Here is a 20018-nt window from a genome sequence, read left to right on the forward strand (position 1 = left end):
ACCCGGCCGCCGGCCGGGTCAGTTCGGTGGATCGGCTGCCCGGTCTCCGTCGAACCGGTAACTGGTCTGACCGAAACCGCCCTTGGCGAAAGCGAGGACCTTGGCGGGCCGCACCGAGAAGACCAAGGAGTCGCCCCCGGACTCGTGGGCGAAGCCCTCGTCCGTCACCCGGAACCGCCACTCGCCCTTCCACTTGGTCGTCCAGGCGGCGGCGAGACGTTCCAGCGCGGGGTGTTCGGTGACGCGCACGGCCACGCCCTCGACCACCACATCGAGCCCCCGGTCCCACTGGTTGCAGCCCATGGCCAGCACCACATGGTGGTTGCCGGCCAGGTTCACGGCCTTCTGCTCCTCGGGGCCGGTGGTGAAGTGGAGCTGCCCGTCGAGCCACACGGCCACCAGGGGCGTGAGGTGGGGGCGCCCGTCGGACCGCACCGTCGTGATCCAGAACAGCTGCGCCGACTCCAGCACCTGACGGGCGGCCGCCCAGGGAGTCGCACTGACCCCCGGGTCGCTGAACCGTTCGTCGAGCCGGACTTCCGGATCGTTCATCGTCGTTCGTCACTCCCGTCGTGGAGAGGTCGCGGAACACTGTCGCGGAACACCACGGCCAGTATCCGACCGGTCGCCGCTCGCGGCATCCCCGCCGGGGCCCGCCCGTAACCCTTGCGGCGCAGCGTCGTTGGACCGGCCATGAAGAAGCGCAGCATGCTCGCCGTCGCCTCGATCGCCGTCGGCGTGGTGGCCTCCCTGACCGCCCCGAGTGCGCACGCCAGTGCGGTCGGCGGTCAGGAGGGGCTGCCCGGTCCGCTGACCAGCGTGCCGGACGCGGTGCCCGGGCAGGTCGGGGACGCGGGCGGGGTGGTCGGGCAGGCCACCGGGTACGTGACCGGCTCGGCCGACGGCCTGGTGCCGGTCACGCCAGCGTAGGTCCTCCCTCCCCTGACCGGGGCCCGGGGAGGGGTGGGTGCGGCCGTCGTACGGCTCCCCTCCCCGGGCCCCGGTCGGTTCAGGCGCGGAGGAGGTACCAGCCGCCCAGGCCGCTGCAGCCGTTGTTGACGTAGGAACCGAGGCGGAAGCCGGCCGGAACGGGCTGGTACGGGCAGACCACCTGTCCGGCGCGGGCCACCACCTGGAACCAGGAGCCGATGCCGCCGCAACCGGGCACCTGGTGGCCGGTGTTGACGTAGCCCGGCGGGATCGGCGAACCCGCGCAGGTCCAGATGCCGTCCCTGGCGAGCTGCATGAACCAGGCGTCGATGTTGGTGCAGCCGTTGCCGTTCGCGACGTGGGCGGTCAGCACGTAGCCGGGCGGGATGGGCGAGGTGCCGCAGGTCCACAGGCCGTCCACGGGCAGCCGCATGTACCAGGAGTCGTAGCCGTCGCAGCCGGTGGGGTTGTGCCCGGAGAGCACGTAGCCGGCCGGGATCGGCGAGGTGGCGCAGGTCCAGATGCCGTCGCGGACGGGCTGCTGGTACCACATGCCGGCCCCGTTGCAGCCGTTGTTGGTGTGGTTGGTGAGGACGTAGCCCGGGGTCACGGGCGCGCCCCGGCAGATCCAACCGGGCCCGGCGGCGGCGGTCTTGGCGGCGGTGGCAGTGGCAGTGGCAGCCGCACTGGCGGCGGCGTTGGCGGTGGCCGGTGCGGCGGAGGCGGGGGCCGCGCCCGCTCCGACCAGGACGGCCACCAGCAGGGCGAGCGCCCCGGCCAGGGCGGCGAGTCGGCTCCGGAGGGCGGCGGTCGACGAACGGTCCAGCAGTCGGTCACGCAGTCTTGTCACTTCACACCAGTCCAATCGGCAGGTCCGTAGGGCCCCGCACGGCGGCCGTGCGGGCGCCGGGGTGGTGGAACTGGTGTGACAGTAGCAAGAATTGGAACGCTCCAAGGCGGTTCCAGTACGGCCAGCATGGTCACGTCAGAACTTGGCCGGAAACGCCCGCCGGATCGGCTCGGACCCGGACCGATCCGCGTCGGACCGATCCACGTCGGGTCAGGTCGGGTCGGATGGGGCCGGTCGGGTCAGGACATCGGCGCGCCCAGGTCCTGCGTCCACAGGGTGCCGGCGGGGCTGGTGGCGATGCCGACGCCGATGTCCTTGAAACCGCAGTCGAGCATGTTGGACTGGTGGATCCCGCCGTCCATCCAGCGGGCGAAGACGCTCGCCGCCGTGGTCGGGCCGCGGTCGAGGTTCTCGCCCCACTGGGACCAGCGGTAGCCGACCGCGGTGATCCGGGCGTCCGGGCGGACGCCGTCGGGGTTCACGTGGTCGAAGAAGCCGCGGGCGGCCATGTCGTCGGAGTGCTTCTGGGCCGAGGTGTGCAGCCGGGGGTCCATCCGCAGCGGGGCACAACCCGCCTTGGCGCGTTCGGCGTTGACCAGGTCCACCAGCTGCCGCTCCGGGTTGGGCTGCGGTGCGGCCGGGGTCGGCCGGGTGGCGGTCGGCGAGGGCGTGGGCGTCGGGGTCCCGGTGGGGGTCGGCGTCTCGGTGGGAGTGGGGGTGGGGGTCGGGCTGGCGGGCGCGGTCACCAGGAGGGCCGCCGGGGTGTCCACGGCGGCGGCCGGGACGGTGGGTTCGGGTGCCGCCGCGCTCGGCGGCTCGCTGGGGTTCGACCAGACCAGGGCCAGGGTGGTGACCGCCACCGCCGCGGCCGCGCCGCCCGCCAGGACGGCCTTGCGGGCGGCGAAGCCGGCCCAACCGCCGTGCGCGCCACCGCCGGTGGCCGCGCCGGTCCCCGTACCGGCTCCCGCCCCCGCGCCCGCCCCGGAGCCCGCGCCGGCGGCGGCCGAGTGGGCGGCTGTCGCGGCGGTCGCGGCCGTGTGCTGGAGGTGCAGCAGGGCGGGCGAGGCCGACGGGATCGGGACCAGCGCCAGACCGGCCAGCAGCCCCTCGGCCGGGAAGAGGTCGCGGCCCAGGCCGTCGCAGCCCGCGCAGCCGCGGATGTGCCGGGCGATCCGCTTGCGCCAGACCGAGTTCGGGGTGCCGTCGAACCCGGCGGTGACCTCGGCGAGTCCGGGGCATTGCGGGTAGGCGCCGAGGGCGCGGACCACGACCCGGCCGGCCTCCAGCTGCTTCTTCATCCGCTGGACCCGGACGGCGGCGTGCGGCAGGGTCAGGTCGAGGGCCTCGGCGAGTTCGCCGCGGGTGAGTTCGCCGGCGGCCTCCAGCCACCACAGGGCGAGCAGCTCGCGGTCGTCCGGGTCCAGCCAGCGGGTGGCCTCGGCCACTTCGCGGCGCTGGCCGGACAGGCCCAGGCGCAGGATGGTGAGGTCGGTGAAGTCGGCCCGGGGGTCGTGGACCTCCCAGGTCTCGTCCAGGCCGCCGACGGTGGGCTGCTGCTGCCCGGCGGCGTGGCGGCGGCGGACCTGGTTCATGGTGATGGCGACCAGCCAGGACCGGAAGGACTCCGGGTCGCGGAGCCCGTCCAGGCCGTCCAGGGCGCGGATCATGGTCTCCTGGGCGACGTCGTCCACGTCGGCGTGGCCGCGCAGGGCGCGGCCGGCCACGTTGTAGACGAGCGGCAGCCAGGCGGCGACCAAGGCCTCCTGGGCCTGCCGGTCACCTGCCTGCGCCGCGCGTACCAGGGTCGTCCCGGTCCTGTTCTGCACATCAGCGTTCATGGTCCGCACTCCGTCTTGCCGTGTTTCCGTCCGCCGCTGCCTCCTCGGAGACCTGTGGGGAGTGATCAGATAACAACAATGTGCGCGGAATCGGAAAATCGGACTGCCCTGGGGCCGGAGGTACCGGCCACAGGCGGAGGGCGGGGACGACGCGGGGCGGGCCCGGTCAGGCCGGGGCGGCGAACACCTGGGTCCACCACGGACCGTTGGCACCGGTCCGCACACCCACGCCGAGCTGCTTGAAGTCGCAGTTCAGGATGTTGGCGCGGTGGCCGGGGCTGTTCATCCAGGAATCCATCACGGCCGCCGGGTCGCTCTGCCCCCGGGCGATGTTCTCGCCCCAGGTGCTCCAGCGGTAGCCGACCGCCTCGATCCGGTGGTCGGCGTGGTAGCCCTCCGGGCTGGCGTGGTCGAAGTAGTTGCGGTTGGCCATGTCGTCGCTGTGCGACTGGGCCGCGCTGGCCAGCTTGGAGTCCGCGGTGACCGGGCCGCACCCGGCCTTGGCGCGCTCGGTGTTGACCAGGTCGAGGACCTGCTGCGCGAAGGCGGGGGACGACCCGCCGCCCGCCGACCCGCCGCCCGCCGGTGCGGCGGCGGCCCGCTGGGCGGTGCCCGCGGCGGCGTTCGTACTCGGGCGGGTCGACGCCGGGCCCGCCTTGGCCGTCGCGGTGGCCGTCGCGGTCGGCGTCGCCGTGGGCTGGGCCGTCGGGGAGGCGGTGGCGGTCGCGGTGGCCGTCGGGCTCGGGGTGGCCGTCGGACCCGACGCCGTCGCACCGCCCGACGGCGGCACGGCGGCCGCGGGGCCCGCTGCCCCGGCGCCCGGCACCTGGATGCCCTCGTGCGTCCCCAGCTCGGCGGCGACCAGCGTGTCGGCCGCGGCGGCCTGCCCGGCGAGGTCCCGGTCGGCCTGCCGGCCGCCGTACGCCGCGTACCCGGCGCCCGCCAGCGCGGCGATCAGGCCCGTCCCCGCCACGGCGGCGACCACCGCGGTCACCGGCACGAACCCGCCACGCCTGCGCCCCCGGCGGCCGCGGCCGGCGTGCCGTTCGGCGGCCCTCCGCGCGGCCCGGCCACCCGGGCGGCCGTGGCCACCGCTCCCGCTGCCGCCGCCGCTGCTGCCGCCGCCGCTCACCGGGATGATGGTCGTCCTGTCGTCGCTGTTCACGTGGCCACTGCTTTCTGTCCAGGTCGGCTGGTCGGGTGCCGACACCTGGGAGACCCCCTGCTGGAAGGCCGATAACAGAAAGTCCGAACGAATGTCCGGCGACTTGGTCACACGAACCGGTCACCCGCCCCGATCGGCTGCCCCCGTCGGCTGCCGGGCGGGCCCGGCGGGCTCAGCGAGCCTGGTCCGCCGGGGCCATGTCGTAGGTGACGAACATCGTCCGGGTGGCCACCTGGTCGTACTTGCTGCGGGCCCGGTGGTTGTCGTCCGCCGTGATCCAGCGCACCGTGCTCCAGCCGCGCTCGGCGGCGATCTCCCGCAACCGGGCCAGCAGTTCGTCCACCGCGCCGCCGCCGCGCACCTCGGGCGCGACGAACAGGTCGTCCAGGAAGCCGCCCACCGCACCGTGCAGCGGCCGCGCGAACGGCCGGAAGTGCGCGAACCCGACCGGCGTCCCGTCGCCGTCCCGGACCAGCAGCCCCTCCACCTCGTGCGCCGGGTCGTTGAGCCAGGACCACACCAGCGCGGCCTTCTCCTCCGGCATCGGCACCCGGTAGAACTCGCAGTACCCGCGGAAGAGTTCACGCCACTGCGGGTACTCGCCCTGCTCCGGGGCGCTGATCTTCCAACGGTTCACGGCGGCGGTGCTCAACTCGGTCTCCTCGCTCGGTCGGAAAGGCTCGGGCCAGCATGACGCCCCGTCGGCCGCCCGCCGATCTCCACCCCGGCCAACACCGCCCGCCCCGCACTCCACTCCGGCAGTTACCCTCGGGCCGCACCCGACCCCACCCGGGAGCAGCAGCGCTTCGCCCTGCCGGAGCCCATCGCCTACGGTGGGTCATTCCGACAGCACGGAACGGAGGTTCCGACGGTGGACGAACCGACGGAGCAGTACCAGAGCTACAGCTGGCAGGACGAGGACGACGGGGCCCGGTACATCGTCCTCTACCCGGGCAGCGAGGAGGCCGACGAAGCCGGCAAGGCGCGGCTGCGCGCCATGGCTGCCGCCCGCGAGCCGGAGGGCGTCCGGTCCGTCACCGTCGACCTCGGGAACCCCACCCCGCTGCCCGGTCCGCAGCTCGACCCGCAGTGGCTGCGGACCTGGTGCGAGGAGACCGCTGCGGCCCTCACCGGGTTCACCCGCTCCTTCGCCGCCAGGTACGGCTTCCCACCCGGCGAGAACTCCCTGGCCCACGCGACGGACGCCGGTCGGCGGGCGGCGGACGCGCTCGGCGAACTGCTGCCGGTGCCCCCGGACCTGGCGACGCTCTACGGGGTGCTCGACCGGGCGTCCCTGCCCGATCTCGACAACGGCTACTTCATCCACCCACCGGGGGCGGTCACGGCACACGTCCGCGAGTACGGCGTCCCCGTCATCGAGGGCGAGCGTCTGGCGCTGGTCTTCGGCAGTGACGGCGGAGGCCGCCTGTTCGCGACCGGACACTCCGGCCGGGTCTGGAAGTCGGCCACGGCCTCCTTCGACGGCGTCTTCGAGCTCGCCGCCGACACCCTGGAGGAGTTCCTCGACGGAATCGGCCGACTGATCACGGGCCGCTGAGCTCCCCCCTGAACAACCCCGGGCGGCCGGGCTGAAGCGCCCGGCCGCCCGGAAACGGACTCAGAGGCGCTCGGGGACGGGGTTGCCCACCGCCTCGATGGCGCGGCGGACCGGGACCTTCACCAGCACCGCGAAGCCGATCACGAAGAAGATCAGCAGCGAGATGATCGCCGAGCGGTAGCTGCCGGTGACCTCGTAGGCGAGGCCGAAGACCAGCGGGCCCATCCAGCTGGTGCCGCGGTCGCTGACCTTGTAGAGGCTGAAGTACTCGGCCTCCCGGCCGGCCGGGATCAGGTGCGAGAACAGCGAGCGGGAGAGCGCCTGGCTGCCGCCGAGCACCAGGCCGATCATGCAGGCCAGGGTGTAGAACCAGGCCGGCTGGTGGGCCGGCATGAAGTAGCCGAGGGCCAGCGTGACCACCCAGCCGACCAGCGAGCCCAGGATCGTCTTCTTGGCGCCGTAGCGCTGGGCGATCCGGCCGAGCAGCAGCGCGCCGCCGATCGCCACGATCTGGACGATCAGCACGGCGATGACCAGCGTGCCCTGCTCCATGCCGAGTTCCTCGCTGCCGTACAGCGAGGCCTGCGAGACGACGGTCTGGATGCCGTCGTTGTAGCAGAGGAAGGCCGCCAGGTAGAGCAGCGTCAGCGGGTGCTTGCGCATGCCCTTGAGGGTGCGGCCGAGTTCGCGCAGGCTGCCGGCGGCCGGCTGGTCCGGCGCGGCCGCGGCGCGCGCCCGGACGACGCCGGCCCGGGACGGCAGCCGCAGCATCGGGACGATGGTGAACAGCGCCCACCACAGGCCGGCCGAGGCCAGGCAGATCCGCACGGCGGTGCCGGAGGAGAGGCCGAGCGCGTCGTGGCCCTGGAACAGCGCCAGGTTGGCGATCAGCAGCAGTCCGCCGCCCGCGTAGCCGTAGGCCCAGCCCTTGGAGGAGACGGCGTCGCGCTCGTCGGGGGCGGCCAGGCCCGGGAGGTAGGCGTAGGAGAGCGCCACGGACACCGCGTACGAGATGTTGGCGACCACCAGCAGCGCCCCGCCGAGCAGGTAGCGGTCGCCGTCGAGGAAGAACATCCCCATGGTGGCGAGCGCGCCCAGGTACGCGAAGCCGCCCATCAGCTCCTTGTGCCGCCCGGTGCGGTCGGCGACCGTGCCGGTCAGCAGCATCACCGCGACCGAGATCAGCACGGAGAAGGAGACCGTGTACGGGAAGAACGATCCGGCGCGGATCGTCAGGCCGAGCGGGTGCACGTCGCCGGACGCGTCGGCGGCCTTCTTCGCCACCTCGGTCAGGTACGGCCCGAGGAAGACCGTCAGGACGGTGGCCGAGAAGGCGGCGTTGGCCCAGTCGTTGATGTACCAGCCGAACTGCATCCGGCGCAGGGCACGGCCGTCGTCGGCGGCCGCCGGAGGCGACGAGACGTCGTCCGGCAGGTGGTCCGTGGTGCTCATGGGCTCCTATTTCACTGTGCTGGAGCCGGTGCTGCCGTCCGTCCAGCAGCCGCGCTCGCCGAGGACGCCCTTCAGGACGTCGATGCGATCCGCCATGATGCCATCCACACCCAGGTCGAGGAGAGACCGGATCCGTGTGGGATCGTCCACAGTCCACACGTGGACCTGCAGGCCGAGGCGGTGCGCGGCCCGGACGAAGGCCCGGTCGACCACCCTGATCCCCCGGTGCCGCTCCGGCACCTGGGCGCACACCCCGGCGAACGGCGCCCCGCCCCGCGCCAGCGGGCCCGCCAGCGAGCGCAGCCGCAGCCGGGCGACCTCGCGCGGGCCCAGCGAGGTGGCCAGCCGGGGACCGGCGGCGGCGCGCACGGCGGCGATCCGGCTGTCGGAGAAGCCGCCGACGCAGACCCGGTCCCAGGCGTTGGTCCGGCGGATCGCCTCGACCAGCGGCCCGACGGCGGGCGCCGCCTTCACGTCCACGTTGAACCGGGCCGTGGGGAACGCCCCGAGCAGGTCCTCCAGCAGCGGCACCGGCTCGGTGCCGCCGATCCGGGCCCGCCGGACGGTGTCCCAGGGCAGTTCGGCCACCGCCCCGGCGCGGTCGGTCACCCGGTCGAGCCGGGAGTCGTGGAAGGCCACCAGCACCCCGTCCGCCGTGGCGTGCACGTCCGTCTCCAGGTACCGGTAGCCCAGCGCCACGGCGGCCTCGAACGCGGCCAGCGAGTTCTCCGGGTGCCCGAGCTCACCGCCCCGGTGCGCGAAGGCCAGCGGCCCCGGGTGGTCGAGGAAGGGGTGCATGCGGTGCTCCGAGCTGCTGGGAAGGGACGCCGCGCGGCCCGCTCCGACGGCGCCTCGGACCGCGCGCGTTACAGTATTACGCACCCTGTCAAGGAGTAACGCCGCTGGCCGCCCGACGGCCGGCCGGTGAACTCGCCGTCCTGGCGGTAGCGGTGGACCAGGCCGTCCGCCCGGCGCACGAACTCGATCGACACGGCCGCTCCCCCTCACCGGTCAACTGCTGGACGGGAAAGGCTACGTGCCCGGCGGCTCCGGGTGCGGGGCCGGGGGGCCGCGCGGATGCTGGGTGGGTGGAGGTGGCGGCGGATGGGGTTGTGGCGGCTGGCGGAGGTGTCGCGGGAGGTGGCGGCGGAACCCGGGCGGCGGGCGAAGGTGGGGTTGTTGGCGGGGTGTCTGCGGGATCTGGGGGCCGAGGAGGGGGCGGCGGCGGTGGTGCTGCTGTCGGGTGAGGCGCAGCGGTTGCGGACCGGGGTGGGGTGGGCGGCCCTGCGGGACCTGCCGGCGCCGGCCGCGGAGGCCTCGCTGGGGGTGCGGGAGGTGGAGCGGGAGCTGGAGCGGATCGCCGGGGTGCACGGGGCGGGGGCGCAGGCCGAGCGGCGGCGGTTGCTGGCGGGGTTGTTCGGGCGGGCGACGGAGGTGGAGCAGGGGTTCCTGCGGGCGGTGCTGGTCGGGGATCTGCGGCAGGGGGCGCTGGACGCGCTGGTCGGGGACGCGGTGGCACAGGCGGCCGGGGTGCCGGTGGCGGCGGTGCGGCGGGCGTTGATGTTCCGGGGGTCGGCCCGGGCGGTGGCGGAGGCGGCGCTGGGCGGTGGGGCCGGGGCCCTGGCGGCGTTCCGTCTGGAGGTGGGCCGGGCGGTGCGGCCGATGCTGGCGGCGTCGGCGCCGGACGTGGCTTCGGCGCTGGAGCGCACCGGTGCGGCGGCGGTGGAGTGGAAGCTGGACGGGATCCGGGTGCAGGTGCACCGGGACGGCGGGGAGGTCGCGGTGTTCACCCGCGGTCTGGAGGACATCGCGGCGCGGGTCCCCGAGGTGGTGGAGGCGGCGCTGGCGCTGCCGCTGCGGTCGGCGGTGCTGGACGGGGAGGCGATCGCGCTGGGTGCGGACGGGCGGCCGCGCCCGTTCCAGGAGACCGCGGCGCGCACCGCCACCCGGCGGGATCCGGACCGGCTGCGGGCCGAAGTCCCGCTCAGCGTCCGCTTCTTCGACCTGTTGCACCGGGACGGCGAGGACCTGGTGGACCGGCCGGGCCGGGATCGCTGGGCGGCGCTGGCCGAGGTGGCGCCGGAGGGTCTGCGGGTGGGCCGGATCGAGACCGGGGACCGGGCGGAGGCGCTGGCGTTCTTCCGCGGTGCCCTGGCGCTCGGCCACGAGGGCGTCCTGGTGAAGGATCCGGCGGCCGGGTACGCGGCCGGGCGGCGCGGGGCGGGGTGGATCAAGGTGAAGCCCCGGCACACCCTGGACCTGGTGGTGCTGGCCGCGGAGTGGGGCAGCGGCCGACGGCAGGGGTTCCTGAGCAATCTGCACCTGGGGGCCCGGGCGGCGGGCGAGCCGGGGCTCGGCCCGTGGGTGATGCTCGGCAAGACCTTCAAGGGGCTGACCGACGCGACACTCGCCTGGCAGACCGCCGAGTTGCTCGCCCGGGAGGTCGACCGGGACGCCCGGACGGTGCGGGTGCGGCCGGAACTGGTCGTCGAGATCGCCTTCGACGGCCTCCAGCGCAGCCCCCGCTACCCCGCCGGGCTGGCACTGCGGTTCGCCCGGGTGGTGCGCTACCGGCCGGACAAGAGCGCCGCCGAGGCCGACACCGTCGCCTCCGTACGGGAGTTGGCCGCCGCCGAGGGCTTGTGAGGCCGTCCGCACCGCCCGTCCGGCAGCCTGCCGCCGGTTGAAACGCGTTGCGTGGCAAGGGCGTTCACGCAGGAGCCGAATCAGCCATTCTCGACGATCCGTCCGCCGTACCCCTCCGTAGGCGGACCAGCGGCGGCTAGGTTGACCGTGACAACGAGAGGCGGCCGCCGGGCAGCCGGCGGCGCCCTGGCGAGAGGTGCCCGACATGCAGGTGAGCGTCGACCGGGACCGTTGCTGCAGCTCCGGGATGTGCGTGATGAACGCCCCCGCGGTCTTCGACCAGGACGACCGGGACAGTCTGGTGAGACTCCGTCAGACCACTGTTCTGCCCGAGCAGTTCGACGACGTCAGACTCGCCGCCGAGCTCTGCCCGGGCCGGGCGATCACCGTCACCGAGGACGGGCCCGCACAGCCCGGGGCCTGACGGCCCCCGCCGCCGGCCTCGCACGCCGCGCGGCCACGTCCCCGACTCCCTGCACCCCACGAGGACACCCGCGACACGAGGAGACCCCCGCCTTGACCGCCATACCCACCGCCCCCGTCGTCCCGCTGCTGCCGGCCCCGCACTCCGGCGGCTGCCCGTTCGGCCCCCCGCCCGCGTACACCGAGGCCGCCGCCACCGCGCCGATGACCAGGGCCGAACTGCCCGACGGCGACCCCTGCTGGCTGGCCACCGGCTACGCCGAGGTCCGCACCGTGCTGTCCGACCGCCGGTTCAGCGCCGACGTGCGCCACCCGGCCTTCCCGCTGCTGGTCGCCGGCGCCCGCGAGCGGCTGGTCACCGACAACCCGACCTTCCTGCGCCTCGACGACCCCGAGCACGCCCGCCAGCGCCGCATGGTCACCGGGGACTTCCTGGTCAAGCGGGTGGAGGCGCTGCGCCCGGAGATCCAGCGGATCGTGGATGCGGCACTGGACCGGATGACCGCAGGCCGGACCACGGCCGACCTGGTCACCGACTTCGCGCTGCCGGTGCCCTCGCTGGTGATCTGCGAGCTGCTCGGCGTGCCGTACGAGGACCGCGACCGCTTCCAGGGCCTGAGCCGCACGCTGCTCAGCCGGGAGAGCACCGTGGAGCAGCTCCGGGAGGCCCAGGAGGAGGTTCTGGACTACCTGCGCGACCTGACGGCCCGCAAGCGCGCACAACCGGAGGACGACGTCCTGAGCCGGCTCGCGGTGCGGGACGACCTGAGCCCGGACGACGTGGCCAGCACGGGCGTGCTGCTGCTGATCGCCGGGCACGAGACGACCGCGAACATGATCTCGCTGTCCACCGCCCTGCTGCTGGAGCAGCCGGAGCAGATCGCCAGGCTGGCCGACCCGGCCGCGCTGCCCGGCGCGGTGGAGGAGCTGCTGCGCCTGCTGACCATCGTGCACACCGGGCTGCCCCGGGTGGCGCTGGAGGACGTGGAGCTGGGCGGGGTGACGGTCAGGGCCGGGGAGGGCGTGATCGCGATGCTGTCCACCGCCAACCGGGACGAGGAGGTGTTCGGCGGCGCCGACCACCGGCCGCCGGACGAGCTGGACCTGGCGCGGGACGCCCGGCGGCACGTGGCCTTCGGCTTCGGCGTGCACCAGTGCCTGGGCCAGCCGCTGGCCCGCGCCGAGCTCCAGATCGCCTTGGAGACCCTGTTCCGGCGGCTGCCGGGGCTGCGGCTGACGGGCGAGCGCGAGTTCCGTACCGAGTCGTTCATCTACGGGATGCGGTCGCTGCCCGTGACCTGGTGATCCGGCGGCCGGGCGGCCTCGGGTGACCTGGCGGTCCGGTGACCGGGGCGGGCCCCGGTCACCGGGCGCGCGGGTCACCCGGCTGGCCCCGGCGCCGGGGCGGGGGCAGGCTGGAGGGGTGAGGGACAGACCCGGCCCGACCGCGCCCGCGTCCGGGCGCTCCGGGGCCGGCCGAGGATACGGAGCCCGCGATGACCGACATGAGCGAACGCTCCGGAGTGAGCACCGACCGTGAGGAGGACGTCCGCGCCGCCGATCCGGAGGAGGGCGTCACCTCGATGCAGAACCTGCACGCACAGGACACCTCCCAGGCGGAGGGCGACCCCATCCTGGACGAACCCGGCGCGAGCGGCTGACCCGTCCGCCACACCGATCCGATCCGACCGCCCGGCGGAAACCGGGCGGTCCTTGCGACCGCAGGTGTCGCTGCCCGGGCGGCGGCTCACCGGCGGGGGAGGATAGGCGCATGACCGAACACGATCAAACCGACCGGCAGACCCGGCCGCCCGCGGACCCGCGCACCGCGTGGGCGACCTGGACCACCCAGTCGATCATCAGCGGCCCCGGCGGGGTCACCACCACCGAGGTCGGGCCGATCTCCGGCGACCTCACCGTGCACACCACGTGGGTGGACGGCGAGGCGCGGCTGACCGTCCAGTACACCGGCGCGCTGGACTGGTACACGGTGTCCGGCAGTCCGGTGGCCGCCGCGGACGAGGCCACCGCGCGGGCCGTCCACCAGGCGATGGTGAACGGCGTCAAAGCGGGGCACGGGGCGGTCGCCCCGCCCGCGGCCCTCGGCGGCTGACCGCGCCGGGCCCCGGGACTGCCCCTGACCGCCTGCACGGCCCCCGCCCGGCGGACGGGCGGGGGCCGTACGGCGCTGCTCGGCGTGGGCTGTTCAGCGCTACTCGGTGATCTCCACACCACGCCAGAAGGCCACCCGGTCCCGGACGTGCTCCGCCTCCGGCTTCGGGTCGGCGTAGTACCAGGCGGCGTCCGGGTTGGCCTGCCCGGACACCTCCACGGTGTAGTAGTTGGCCGTGCCCTTCCAGCCGCACACCGTGGTGGTGTCGGAGGGCCGCAGGAACTCGGCCCGCACCGACTCCACCGGAAAGTAGTGGTTGCCCTCGACGACGACGGTGTCCGCGCTCTCGGCGACGACGGTGCCCTGCCAACTCGCTGTGGTCATGAGCCGATTGTGCCGCACGGACGCGGCCGCGACCGGCGCTTCGGGCGGATTCCGGGGCTCAGGGCAGCGGGTGGGCGTGCACCGGCAGGTGCGGGGACTGGTGACCGCCGCTGGCGAGCATCCGGACCTCGCCGGCGTCGCTGATCTCGGCCCGGACGATCCCGCTGGCGTCCTCGTAGACGGGGTGCCCGCCCGGGCCCTTGGCGCTGGTCCGGGTGACCACGACCACGTCCTGCGGGGCCTGGGTGCCGGGCGTGCCGGGGAAGGTGAGGGCGTAACGGTTGGCGGGGTTCATCAGCGGATCCTGCTCCCTGCGTCTCGGGCGGTGGCTCCGGGCGTCTCAAGCGGTGGTCCCGGGCGTCTCAGGCAGTGGCCTCGGCGGCCCGGGCGTGCGAGCCGCGCACCTCCAGCTCGTCGAGCAGCTGGGCGGTGGCCTCGGCGACCGCGTCCACGGCCCGGTCGAAGGCCTCGCGGTTGTGGGCCGCCGGCGCGCGGAAGCCGGACACCTTGCGGACGTACTGCAGCGCGGCGGCGTGGAAGTCCTCCTCACCGGCGTCGGGCGTCACGGGCGGGCGCAGCGTCTTGATGTTGCGGCACATGCCACCAGTCTCGCGCGCCCGGGCCGCCGAGGCGAACCCCCTTCCACCCCAGGGCACCCATTCCGCCCCACGGCCCCGTTTCGTCACACGGGCCTTACGGGGGCGCCATCCGGCCGGATTAGGATTTCGGACGAACGAATCACCCGTCGCGCGCCCCTGCCGGTTGCGGGCATCACCCCGGAGTCACTCCTTGCCTCTCGCGCTGTTCGCGCTGGCCGTCACCGCTTTCGCCATCGGGACCACCGAATTCGCCGCCATGGGGCTGCTCCCCCAGGTCGCCGACAGTCTGCACGTCTCCATCCCGCAGGCGGGCTGGCTGATCTCCGCGTACGCGCTGGGGGTGGTGGTCGGCGCGCCGCTGCTCACCGCACTGGCCGCCGGGAAGCCCCGCAAGGCGGTGCTGGTGGCGCTGGCCGGGCTGTTCGCGACCGGCAACCTGCTGTGCGCGCTGGCCCCCGACTTCTGGACGCTGGCCGCGGCGCGGCTGATCACCGGGCTGCCGCACGGCGCCTTCTTCGGCGCGGGGGCGGTGGCCGCCGCCGAGCTGGTGGCGCCGGACCGGCGGGCCCGGGCGGTCGCGGTGATGTTCTCCGGCCTGACCGTGGCCAACATCGTCGGCGTCCCGGCCGCGACCCTGCTCGGCCAGCACCTCGGGTGGCGGGCGACCATGCTGGTGGTGGTGCTGATCGCCGCCGCCGGGACGCTCGCCATCGCCCGGCTGGTGCCGGCCCTCCCCTCCCCCGGCCAGTCCGGGCTCCGGCACGAGCTGCGGGCCTTCCGCAGCGGGCAGCTGTGGCTGGCCCTGGCCACCGTGGTGGTCGGCTGCGGCGGGATGTTCGCCTGCTACAGCTACATCGCACCGCTGCTCACCGAGGTCTCCGGGTACGCGACCGGCTCGGTGACCGGGGTGCTGGCGCTGTTCGGGGTCGGGATGACGATCGGCAACGTGATCGGCGGGTTCGCCGCGGACCGGGCGCTGCGCCCGACCGTCTGCGTCTCCTTCCTGCTGCTCTCGGCGACGCTCGCGCTGTTCGCGGTGACCGCGCACGCCCGCTGGTCGGCGGCCGTCACGGTGGTGCTGATCGGGCTGTTCGGCTTCGCGATCGTCCCGGCGGTGCAGACCCTGGTGCTGCAGAAGGCGCGCAGCGCGCCGACCCTGGCCTCGGCGACCGTGCAGGGCGCCTTCAACCTGGCCAACGCCCAGGGGGCCTACTTCGGCGGGCTGGCCCTGGCCGCCGGGCTGGGCTGGACCTCGCCGACCCTGGTGGGCGCCGGCCTGGCCGCGGCCGGCGCCGCCGTCGCGGTGCTGGCCTGGGCGGCCGACCGGCGCCCGCCCGCCCCGGTGCCGGTGGAGCAGGCGGCGGAGCAGACGGGCGTGGGCCTGTCGGCTGCGGAGCCGGCGGGCGCGAGCCCGTCAGCGGCGTCCCAGAGGCTCTAGCCCCGGCGCAGCGCGGTGAGTGCCGCCGGGGCGGCGCCGAGCCACCAGGTCGGGTCGGCGGTGCCGTCGGTGGTGCGCCCGTCACGGTGGACGTAGTGGCGCACGTCGCGGCCCGGGTCGGCGAACTCGCCGGCCAGGGCGCGCTCCAGCCACTCCGCGGCGAAGCGGAAGGCCTCGGCGGCCACCCCGCCGAGCGGGTGGAACTCGTCCTCGTAGACCCGCAGCTCCTTCGGGGCCCGGATGCGCTCGAAGCTCGCCAGGGCCTGGCCGAGGTCGGTGAGCTCGTCGAACTCGCCGATCCCGTACAGCACCGGGCAGGTGATGTCGGCCACCAGGTCGCCGAGCGGCATGCGCTGGGCCAGGTCGCGGTCGAAGGCCTCCTCGTCGGTGTACCCGGCCATGAACATGTAGTTGTTCTTGAAGGTCGGCTGGGCGCGCTCGAAGATCGTCGCGAAGTCGCCGGTGACGGCCTCGAAGGCGGCCAGGGCGGCCAGCCGGCGGTCGGTGGCGGCGGCCCGGGAGCCCCAGTAGCCGCTCATCGAGATGCCGAACATGCCGATCCGGTCGGCGTCGACCTCCGGGAGCGCGGCCAGGTGGTCGAGGTAGCGGCCGATCGCCCGCTCGTAGTTGCCGAGGTCGACGGTCAGTCCGCCGGCCCGGCTCTCGCCCTGGCCGGGGCCCTCGATGGACAGCGCGACCATGCCGCGGGAGGTGTAGTAGCGCTCGGCCGCCCAGATGTAGTCCTCCTTGATCATGTCCATCCCGGGGCCGAGGATGACGGCGGGCGCGTTCTCCACCGGCCCTTCGGGCAGGTGCAGCAGGGCGTAGATCTTCGAGCCCTCGAAGTCCAGCACCACCCGCCGGACCCGGCCGTCGCGCAGTGCGCCCAGGCGCTCCACGCAGTGGTCGGCGTGGGCGCGCAGGGCCGCCTTGCGCGGGTCGGCGGCGTCGAAGATCGAGTACTGGGCCCGGCCCCACATCACGGCGGCCCGCAGGTAGAGGTCGGCGGCGGTGCGGGCGAAGCCCGCGCGCTCGTGGTGGGCGGCGCGCTCCTCGGCCTGGCCGGCCACCGTCGCCCACGCCTTGGGCAGCATGGCACCGCTCCTGACCAGGGCGAAGACCTTGGCGAAGTCGGTGTGGTCGTGGCCGAGCTGCTCCATGGTCCCGACGGCCTCGGGGTGCAGCGCGTCGAAGCCGCCCTGGGCGAGGGCGATGTCCAGGGCCCAGTTCTGGCCGGTCGAACGGATGGTCATGACGGTCTCCTCCTGCTCCTCCTGGAGCGAGATAGATAAGTACTTAGTGGCTAAGTACTTATCTATTAAGTACTGAGGCTAGGCTGTTGTCAACCGCCGAGGAGGAGCCCCGCCATGACCGAACAGCCGCCCGCCCCCGGGCGGGCCCAGGCCCTCGACCGCCTGGCCCGCGCCGCCTACCGGCTCAGCGCCGCGGACTCCCGGCTGCGCGGACGCGCCACCCGCACCCCGGGCGCCCTCTCCCTCACCCACGCCCGGGCCCTGCGCACCCTGGCCGACCAGGGACCGCTCACCATCACCCAGCTCGCCGCCGGCACCGAGACCACCGGCGCCGCCACCACCCAGCTGGTGAACGGCCTGGTCACCGCGGGCTACGTCACCCGCACCCGCCCGCCCGAGGACAAGCGGTCCGTCCTGGTCACCCTCACCGAGGACGGCCGCGCCCGGCACGAGCAGCGCCAGGCGGCCCTCGCCGAGGCCCTGCACGCCGACCTCGACGACTACGACGAGGAGGCCCTGGACCGGGCCGCCGAGGTGCTGCGCCGGCTGTCCGCCGTCTACGACCGGCTGTAGTGCCCGCCCTGCGGTACCTGCCCTGCGCTAGATCTGCCGGTGCGCCTCGGCGAGGAGCAGGTAGCCCTCGCCGTTGGCCTTGATGCCGGCCCGCTCCTCCTCCGTCAGCTCCCGGCGCACCTTGGCCGGGACGCCCGCGACCAGCGAGCCGGGCGGGACGTCCATGCCCTGGGTCACCACCGCGCCCGCCGCGACCAGCGAACCGGAGCCGATCCGAGCGCCGTTGAGGACGGTGGCGTTCATCCCGACCAGGACGTCGTCCGCCACGGTGCAGCCGTGCAGCACCGCGTTGTGGCCGACCGAGACCCGCTCGCCGACCACCAGCGGGAAGCCGGGGTCGGCGTGCAGGGTGCAGTTGTCCTGGATGTTGCTGCCCGCGCCGACGGCGATCGACTCGGCGTCGCCGCGCAGCACCGCCCCGTACCAGACGCTCGCCCCGGCGGCGACCGTGACGTCCCCGACCACGACGGCGTTCGGGGCGAGGAAGGCCCCCGGGTCGACGGCGGGCACCTTGCCCCCGACGGTGGCGATCAGCGGTTCTGCCATGACTGGTCCTCCTGGTGGTGATCGGCTGCACTGTCGCCGGTCAGCGTAGGGGGACGGTCAGGGCGCGAGGCGGGCGAGGTCGTCAGCCGCGGGGAGGGCGTGACCCCGACCGGGCTCCGGGGCCGGACCCCGAGAGGTCTCGGGGTCCGACTGCGGTCCGGGGGCGGCGGTGGTTCAGGCCACCGGGGCCTTGGTGCGCAGGACCTCGATGAAGGCGCGCAGCCAGGCCGGGTGGTCGGGCCAGGCCCGGGCCGAGACGACCACGCCGTCCACCACCGCCTCGGCGTCCACGAACTCGGCGCCCGCCGCCTTGATGTCCGGCGCCAGCGCGGGGTAGGCGGAGGTGCGGCGGCCGTCGAGCACCCCGGCGGCGGCGGTGATCAGCGGTCCGTGGCAGATCTGCGCGACGGGCTTGTCCCCGGCGAAGAAGTGCCGGGCGATCCGCTGCACGTCCGGGTCGTTGCGCAGGTACTCGGGGGCGCGGCCGCCGGGGATGACCAGGGCGACGTAGTCGGCCGGGTCGACGTCGGCCAGGGCGATGTCGGCGGGCCAGGTGTACCCGGGCTTCTCGGTGTAGGTGTCGTAGCCGTCGACGAAGTCGTGCACCACGAACTGCAGGCGCTTCTTGGTGGGGGCGGCGATGTCGACCTGGTAGCCCTCCTCGCGCAGCCGCTGGTACGGGTAGAACACCTCCAGCGACTCGGCGGCGTCCCCGGTGACGAGCAGGATCTTCGATGTCATCCCCGACATCCCTCCACGTGATCGAACGGCAGACCTGGCGCGGGTCCGGGCGCGGTGGCCGCCGTGCCCGGGCCCGGTCCAACCTCCCGTACCGGGCGCTGCGTTGGCAACAGGGCGCACCGGGCGTACGGCGGCGCACCATCCGGCTCGCGCGCCGGTCGCGAGCCGTGCGCGCCGGGGGTGGGAGCGGGTACGGCGGCGGGTGCGGCGCCCGGCTGCGGGGCCGTCCGGCGCGCGGCCTAGACTCTCGTGCTGCCCGTGCACCGGCCGTCCAGCGGCCGCGGCCCGAACCGCCCCGGAGGAGCCCATGTCCGACCGTACGACCTACCTCGTCCTCCCCGGGTACCAGGACTCGGGCCCCGCGCACTGGCAGAGCCGCTGGGAGGCCGCCGAGCCGGACGCCTTCCGCCGGGTCGAGCAGGCGGACTGGGACCGCCCGGAGCGGCCGGACTGGGTGGCCCGGGTGGACGCGGCAGTGGCCGCGGCCTCCGCCGAGGGGCCGGTGGTGCTGGTCGCGCACAGCCTGGGCTGCGTCACGGCGGCCCACTGGGCGGCCGGTGCGTCCGCCGAGCGGACCGCCGCCGTCCGGGGCGCGCTGCTGGTCGCGCCTGCGGACGTGGACACCGCCGAGGTGCCGGAGCTGCTGGGCTTCCGGCCGGTGGCGCTGGAGCGCTTCCCGTTCCCGGCCGTGGTGGTCTCCTCCACCGACGACCCGTGGGTGACCCCCGCGCGGGCCCGCGAGTTCGCCCGGGCCTGGGGCGCCCGGTACGTCGAGCCGGGCGCGTACGGGCACCTCAACGCGGACTCCGGGCTGGGTGACTGGCCGGAGGGCCGGGAACTCCTCGCGGGGCTGTGAGCGGATGACCGGGGGGACGATGGACGAGTGGACCGACGGGCGCCGGAGCAACCGGACGCCGCGGAGCCGGCGCCTCCTGGTCCGGCTGCTGCTGGCCGGCGGGGCGGCCGCCGTCCTGCTGTACACCGAGGGGCAGTGGGAGAGCCGCTCGGGCGGCCTGATGCTGGTCGCCGACCTGCTGAACCAGCCGGAGCTGCTGCTCGGCGGCGCGCTGGGCGCGCTGATCGCGGCCGCCTGGCTGAGCGACCGCCGCACCGCCGTCCGGGCCGCCACCCGGGCGGTGACGGTGACCGCCGGGGTGGTGTTCGTGCTCGGCGTGCTGGCTGCGCACAAGGTGTCGGCGGCCGAGACCCGCAGCCGGGAGGTGGCCCCGGCCGGGGCGGAGAGCTCCCTGGTGGTGGTGCACCGCTCGTACGACTCCGGGCCGCAGGCCGGTGAGCACTGGCAGGTGCTGCTGGAGAGCGGCGAGGGCTGGTCGGCCCGGCGCTGGCTGCTCGCGGACGTCGGCGGCGCCCCGGAGGACGCCCGGCTGGTGGAGGCGAGTTGGACGGGGCGGACCCAGATCACCGTGGTCACCGACTCCTACCGGCGGGTGTTCAACCTCGACCAGGACACCGGCGAGCCGCTCGAGGCGCGGTAGGCCGCGCCACGAC

General features: G+C 74.7%; 24 protein-coding genes. 11 read left to right on the plus strand and 13 right to left on the minus strand.

Going from position 1 to position 20018, the window contains the following annotated elements; genetic code table 11:
* Positions 1–18 precede the first annotated feature (18 nt).
* Positions 19–552 carry a pyridoxamine 5'-phosphate oxidase family protein gene (locus tag ACFVXG_RS13780; protein WP_387927189.1) on the minus strand — a complete coding sequence of 178 codons (534 nt, stop codon included), beginning with the start codon at positions 550–552 and terminating at the stop codon, positions 19–21.
* A 141-nt stretch (positions 553–693) separates the two neighbouring features.
* On the opposite strand from ACFVXG_RS13780, the gene ACFVXG_RS13785 reads away from it, so the two are divergent.
* The gene (locus ACFVXG_RS13785; protein ID WP_387927191.1) at positions 694–930 is read left to right on the plus strand and encodes a hypothetical protein; all 237 of its coding nucleotides are present in this window, start codon (positions 694–696) and stop codon (positions 928–930) included.
* 79 nt (positions 931–1009) lie between these two features.
* Here the strand turns inward: ACFVXG_RS13785 and ACFVXG_RS13790 are convergent, their stop codons facing one another.
* The 4 genes from ACFVXG_RS13790 to ACFVXG_RS13805 all read right to left on the minus strand — a co-directional run bounded on the left by ACFVXG_RS13790 (position 1010) and on the right by ACFVXG_RS13805 (position 5435).
* The gene (locus tag ACFVXG_RS13790) at positions 1010–1780 is read right to left on the minus strand and encodes a hypothetical protein (protein WP_387927192.1); all 771 of its coding nucleotides are present in this window, start codon (positions 1778–1780) and stop codon (positions 1010–1012) included.
* A gap of 239 nt (positions 1781–2019) precedes the next feature.
* The gene (locus ACFVXG_RS13795; protein WP_387927194.1) at positions 2020–3618 is read right to left on the minus strand and encodes a sigma-70 family RNA polymerase sigma factor; all 1599 of its coding nucleotides are present in this window, start codon (positions 3616–3618) and stop codon (positions 2020–2022) included.
* Positions 3619–3784: 166 nt separating this feature from the next.
* Complete coding sequence (locus ACFVXG_RS13800; RefSeq protein WP_387927196.1) at positions 3785–4783, minus strand: CAP domain-containing protein; 999 nt, start codon at positions 4781–4783, stop codon at positions 3785–3787.
* A 172-nt stretch (positions 4784–4955) separates the two neighbouring features.
* Positions 4956–5435, minus strand: coding sequence for a GNAT family N-acetyltransferase (locus ACFVXG_RS13805; protein ID WP_387927198.1), 480 nt, complete (start codon positions 5433–5435; stop codon positions 4956–4958).
* A gap of 219 nt (positions 5436–5654) precedes the next feature.
* Between ACFVXG_RS13805 and ACFVXG_RS13810 the strand changes: the two genes are divergently transcribed.
* The gene (locus tag ACFVXG_RS13810; RefSeq protein ID WP_387927200.1) at positions 5655–6341 is read left to right on the plus strand and encodes a hypothetical protein; all 687 of its coding nucleotides are present in this window, start codon (positions 5655–5657) and stop codon (positions 6339–6341) included.
* Between the two features lie 60 nt (positions 6342–6401).
* On the opposite strand, the gene ACFVXG_RS13815 is transcribed toward ACFVXG_RS13810, so the two are convergent.
* Positions 6402–7793, minus strand: a complete 1392-nt coding sequence (locus ACFVXG_RS13815) for an MFS transporter (protein WP_387927202.1) — start codon at positions 7791–7793, stop codon at positions 6402–6404.
* Between the two features lie 6 nt (positions 7794–7799).
* Positions 7800–8591, minus strand: coding sequence for a glycerophosphodiester phosphodiesterase (locus ACFVXG_RS13820; protein WP_387927204.1), 792 nt, complete (start codon positions 8589–8591; stop codon positions 7800–7802).
* A 306-nt stretch (positions 8592–8897) separates the two neighbouring features.
* Here ACFVXG_RS13820 and ACFVXG_RS13825 point away from each other — a divergent pair, with 306 nt between their 5' ends.
* The 5 genes from ACFVXG_RS13825 to ACFVXG_RS13845 all read left to right on the plus strand — a co-directional run bounded on the left by ACFVXG_RS13825 (position 8898) and on the right by ACFVXG_RS13845 (position 12975).
* Positions 8898–10439, plus strand: coding sequence for an ATP-dependent DNA ligase (locus ACFVXG_RS13825; RefSeq protein ID WP_387927206.1), 1542 nt, complete (start codon positions 8898–8900; stop codon positions 10437–10439).
* A 205-nt stretch (positions 10440–10644) separates the two neighbouring features.
* Positions 10645–10863 (plus strand): ferredoxin, encoded by a 219-nt coding sequence (locus tag ACFVXG_RS13830; protein ID WP_387927208.1) that lies wholly within the window; start codon positions 10645–10647, stop codon positions 10861–10863.
* 92 nt (positions 10864–10955) lie between these two features.
* Entirely contained in the window at positions 10956–12167 is a 1212-nt protein-coding gene (locus ACFVXG_RS13835) for a cytochrome P450 (RefSeq protein WP_387927210.1), read from the plus strand.
* 191 nt (positions 12168–12358) lie between these two features.
* A complete protein-coding gene (locus ACFVXG_RS13840; RefSeq protein ID WP_387927212.1) occupies positions 12359–12523 on the plus strand; it encodes a hypothetical protein in 165 nt (54 codons plus the stop codon).
* A 110-nt stretch (positions 12524–12633) separates the two neighbouring features.
* The gene (locus tag ACFVXG_RS13845; RefSeq protein WP_387927214.1) at positions 12634–12975 is read left to right on the plus strand and encodes a hypothetical protein; all 342 of its coding nucleotides are present in this window, start codon (positions 12634–12636) and stop codon (positions 12973–12975) included.
* A gap of 99 nt (positions 12976–13074) precedes the next feature.
* On the opposite strand, the gene ACFVXG_RS13850 is transcribed toward ACFVXG_RS13845, so the two are convergent.
* The 3 genes from ACFVXG_RS13850 to ACFVXG_RS13860 all read right to left on the minus strand — a co-directional run bounded on the left by ACFVXG_RS13850 (position 13075) and on the right by ACFVXG_RS13860 (position 13958).
* Positions 13075–13359: a DUF427 domain-containing protein gene (locus ACFVXG_RS13850; protein WP_387927216.1), complete on the minus strand. Its 285-nt coding sequence runs from the start codon at positions 13357–13359 to the stop codon at positions 13075–13077.
* Between the two features lie 58 nt (positions 13360–13417).
* Positions 13418–13654, minus strand: a complete 237-nt coding sequence (locus ACFVXG_RS13855; protein WP_188304540.1) for a DUF6296 family protein — start codon at positions 13652–13654, stop codon at positions 13418–13420.
* A 67-nt stretch (positions 13655–13721) separates the two neighbouring features.
* Positions 13722–13958 (minus strand): DUF2277 domain-containing protein, encoded by a 237-nt coding sequence (locus tag ACFVXG_RS13860; protein WP_387927217.1) that lies wholly within the window; start codon positions 13956–13958, stop codon positions 13722–13724.
* Positions 13959–14148: 190 nt separating this feature from the next.
* Between ACFVXG_RS13860 and ACFVXG_RS13865 the strand changes: the two genes are divergently transcribed.
* Positions 14149–15396 (plus strand): MFS transporter, encoded by a 1248-nt coding sequence (locus tag ACFVXG_RS13865; RefSeq protein WP_387927219.1) that lies wholly within the window; start codon positions 14149–14151, stop codon positions 15394–15396.
* Here the strand turns inward: ACFVXG_RS13865 and ACFVXG_RS13870 are convergent.
* Positions 15393–16649, minus strand: a complete 1257-nt coding sequence (locus ACFVXG_RS13870; protein WP_387927221.1) for an alpha/beta hydrolase — start codon at positions 16647–16649, stop codon at positions 15393–15395. The genes ACFVXG_RS13865 and ACFVXG_RS13870 overlap by 4 nt on opposite strands.
* Before the next feature lie 114 nt (positions 16650–16763).
* Between ACFVXG_RS13870 and ACFVXG_RS13875 the strand changes: the two genes are divergently transcribed.
* Complete coding sequence (locus ACFVXG_RS13875; RefSeq protein WP_350507207.1) at positions 16764–17222, plus strand: MarR family transcriptional regulator; 459 nt, start codon at positions 16764–16766, stop codon at positions 17220–17222.
* Positions 17223–17249: 27 nt separating this feature from the next.
* Here ACFVXG_RS13875 and ACFVXG_RS13880 read toward each other — a convergent pair whose 3' ends face one another.
* Together ACFVXG_RS13880 and ACFVXG_RS13885 are read right to left on the minus strand one after the other, a co-directional pair.
* On the minus strand, positions 17250–17768 hold the full coding sequence (locus ACFVXG_RS13880) for a gamma carbonic anhydrase family protein (RefSeq protein WP_387927224.1): 519 nt from the start codon (positions 17766–17768) through the stop codon (positions 17250–17252).
* 174 nt (positions 17769–17942) lie between these two features.
* Positions 17943–18509, minus strand: coding sequence for a DJ-1/PfpI family protein (locus tag ACFVXG_RS13885; RefSeq protein ID WP_387927225.1), 567 nt, complete (start codon positions 18507–18509; stop codon positions 17943–17945).
* A gap of 307 nt (positions 18510–18816) precedes the next feature.
* Between ACFVXG_RS13885 and ACFVXG_RS13890 the strand changes: the two genes are divergently transcribed.
* Both ACFVXG_RS13890 and ACFVXG_RS13895 read left to right on the plus strand, forming a co-directional pair.
* Positions 18817–19365 (plus strand): RBBP9/YdeN family alpha/beta hydrolase, encoded by a 549-nt coding sequence (locus ACFVXG_RS13890; protein ID WP_387927227.1) that lies wholly within the window; start codon positions 18817–18819, stop codon positions 19363–19365.
* Between the two features lie 19 nt (positions 19366–19384).
* On the plus strand, positions 19385–20005 hold the full coding sequence (locus tag ACFVXG_RS13895) for a hypothetical protein (protein ID WP_387927229.1): 621 nt from the start codon (positions 19385–19387) through the stop codon (positions 20003–20005).
* Positions 20006–20018 lie beyond the last annotated feature (13 nt).

It is taken from the genome of Kitasatospora sp. NPDC058162 (assembly GCF_042884005.1).
GTDB lineage: Bacteria > Actinomycetota > Actinomycetes > Streptomycetales > Streptomycetaceae > Kitasatospora.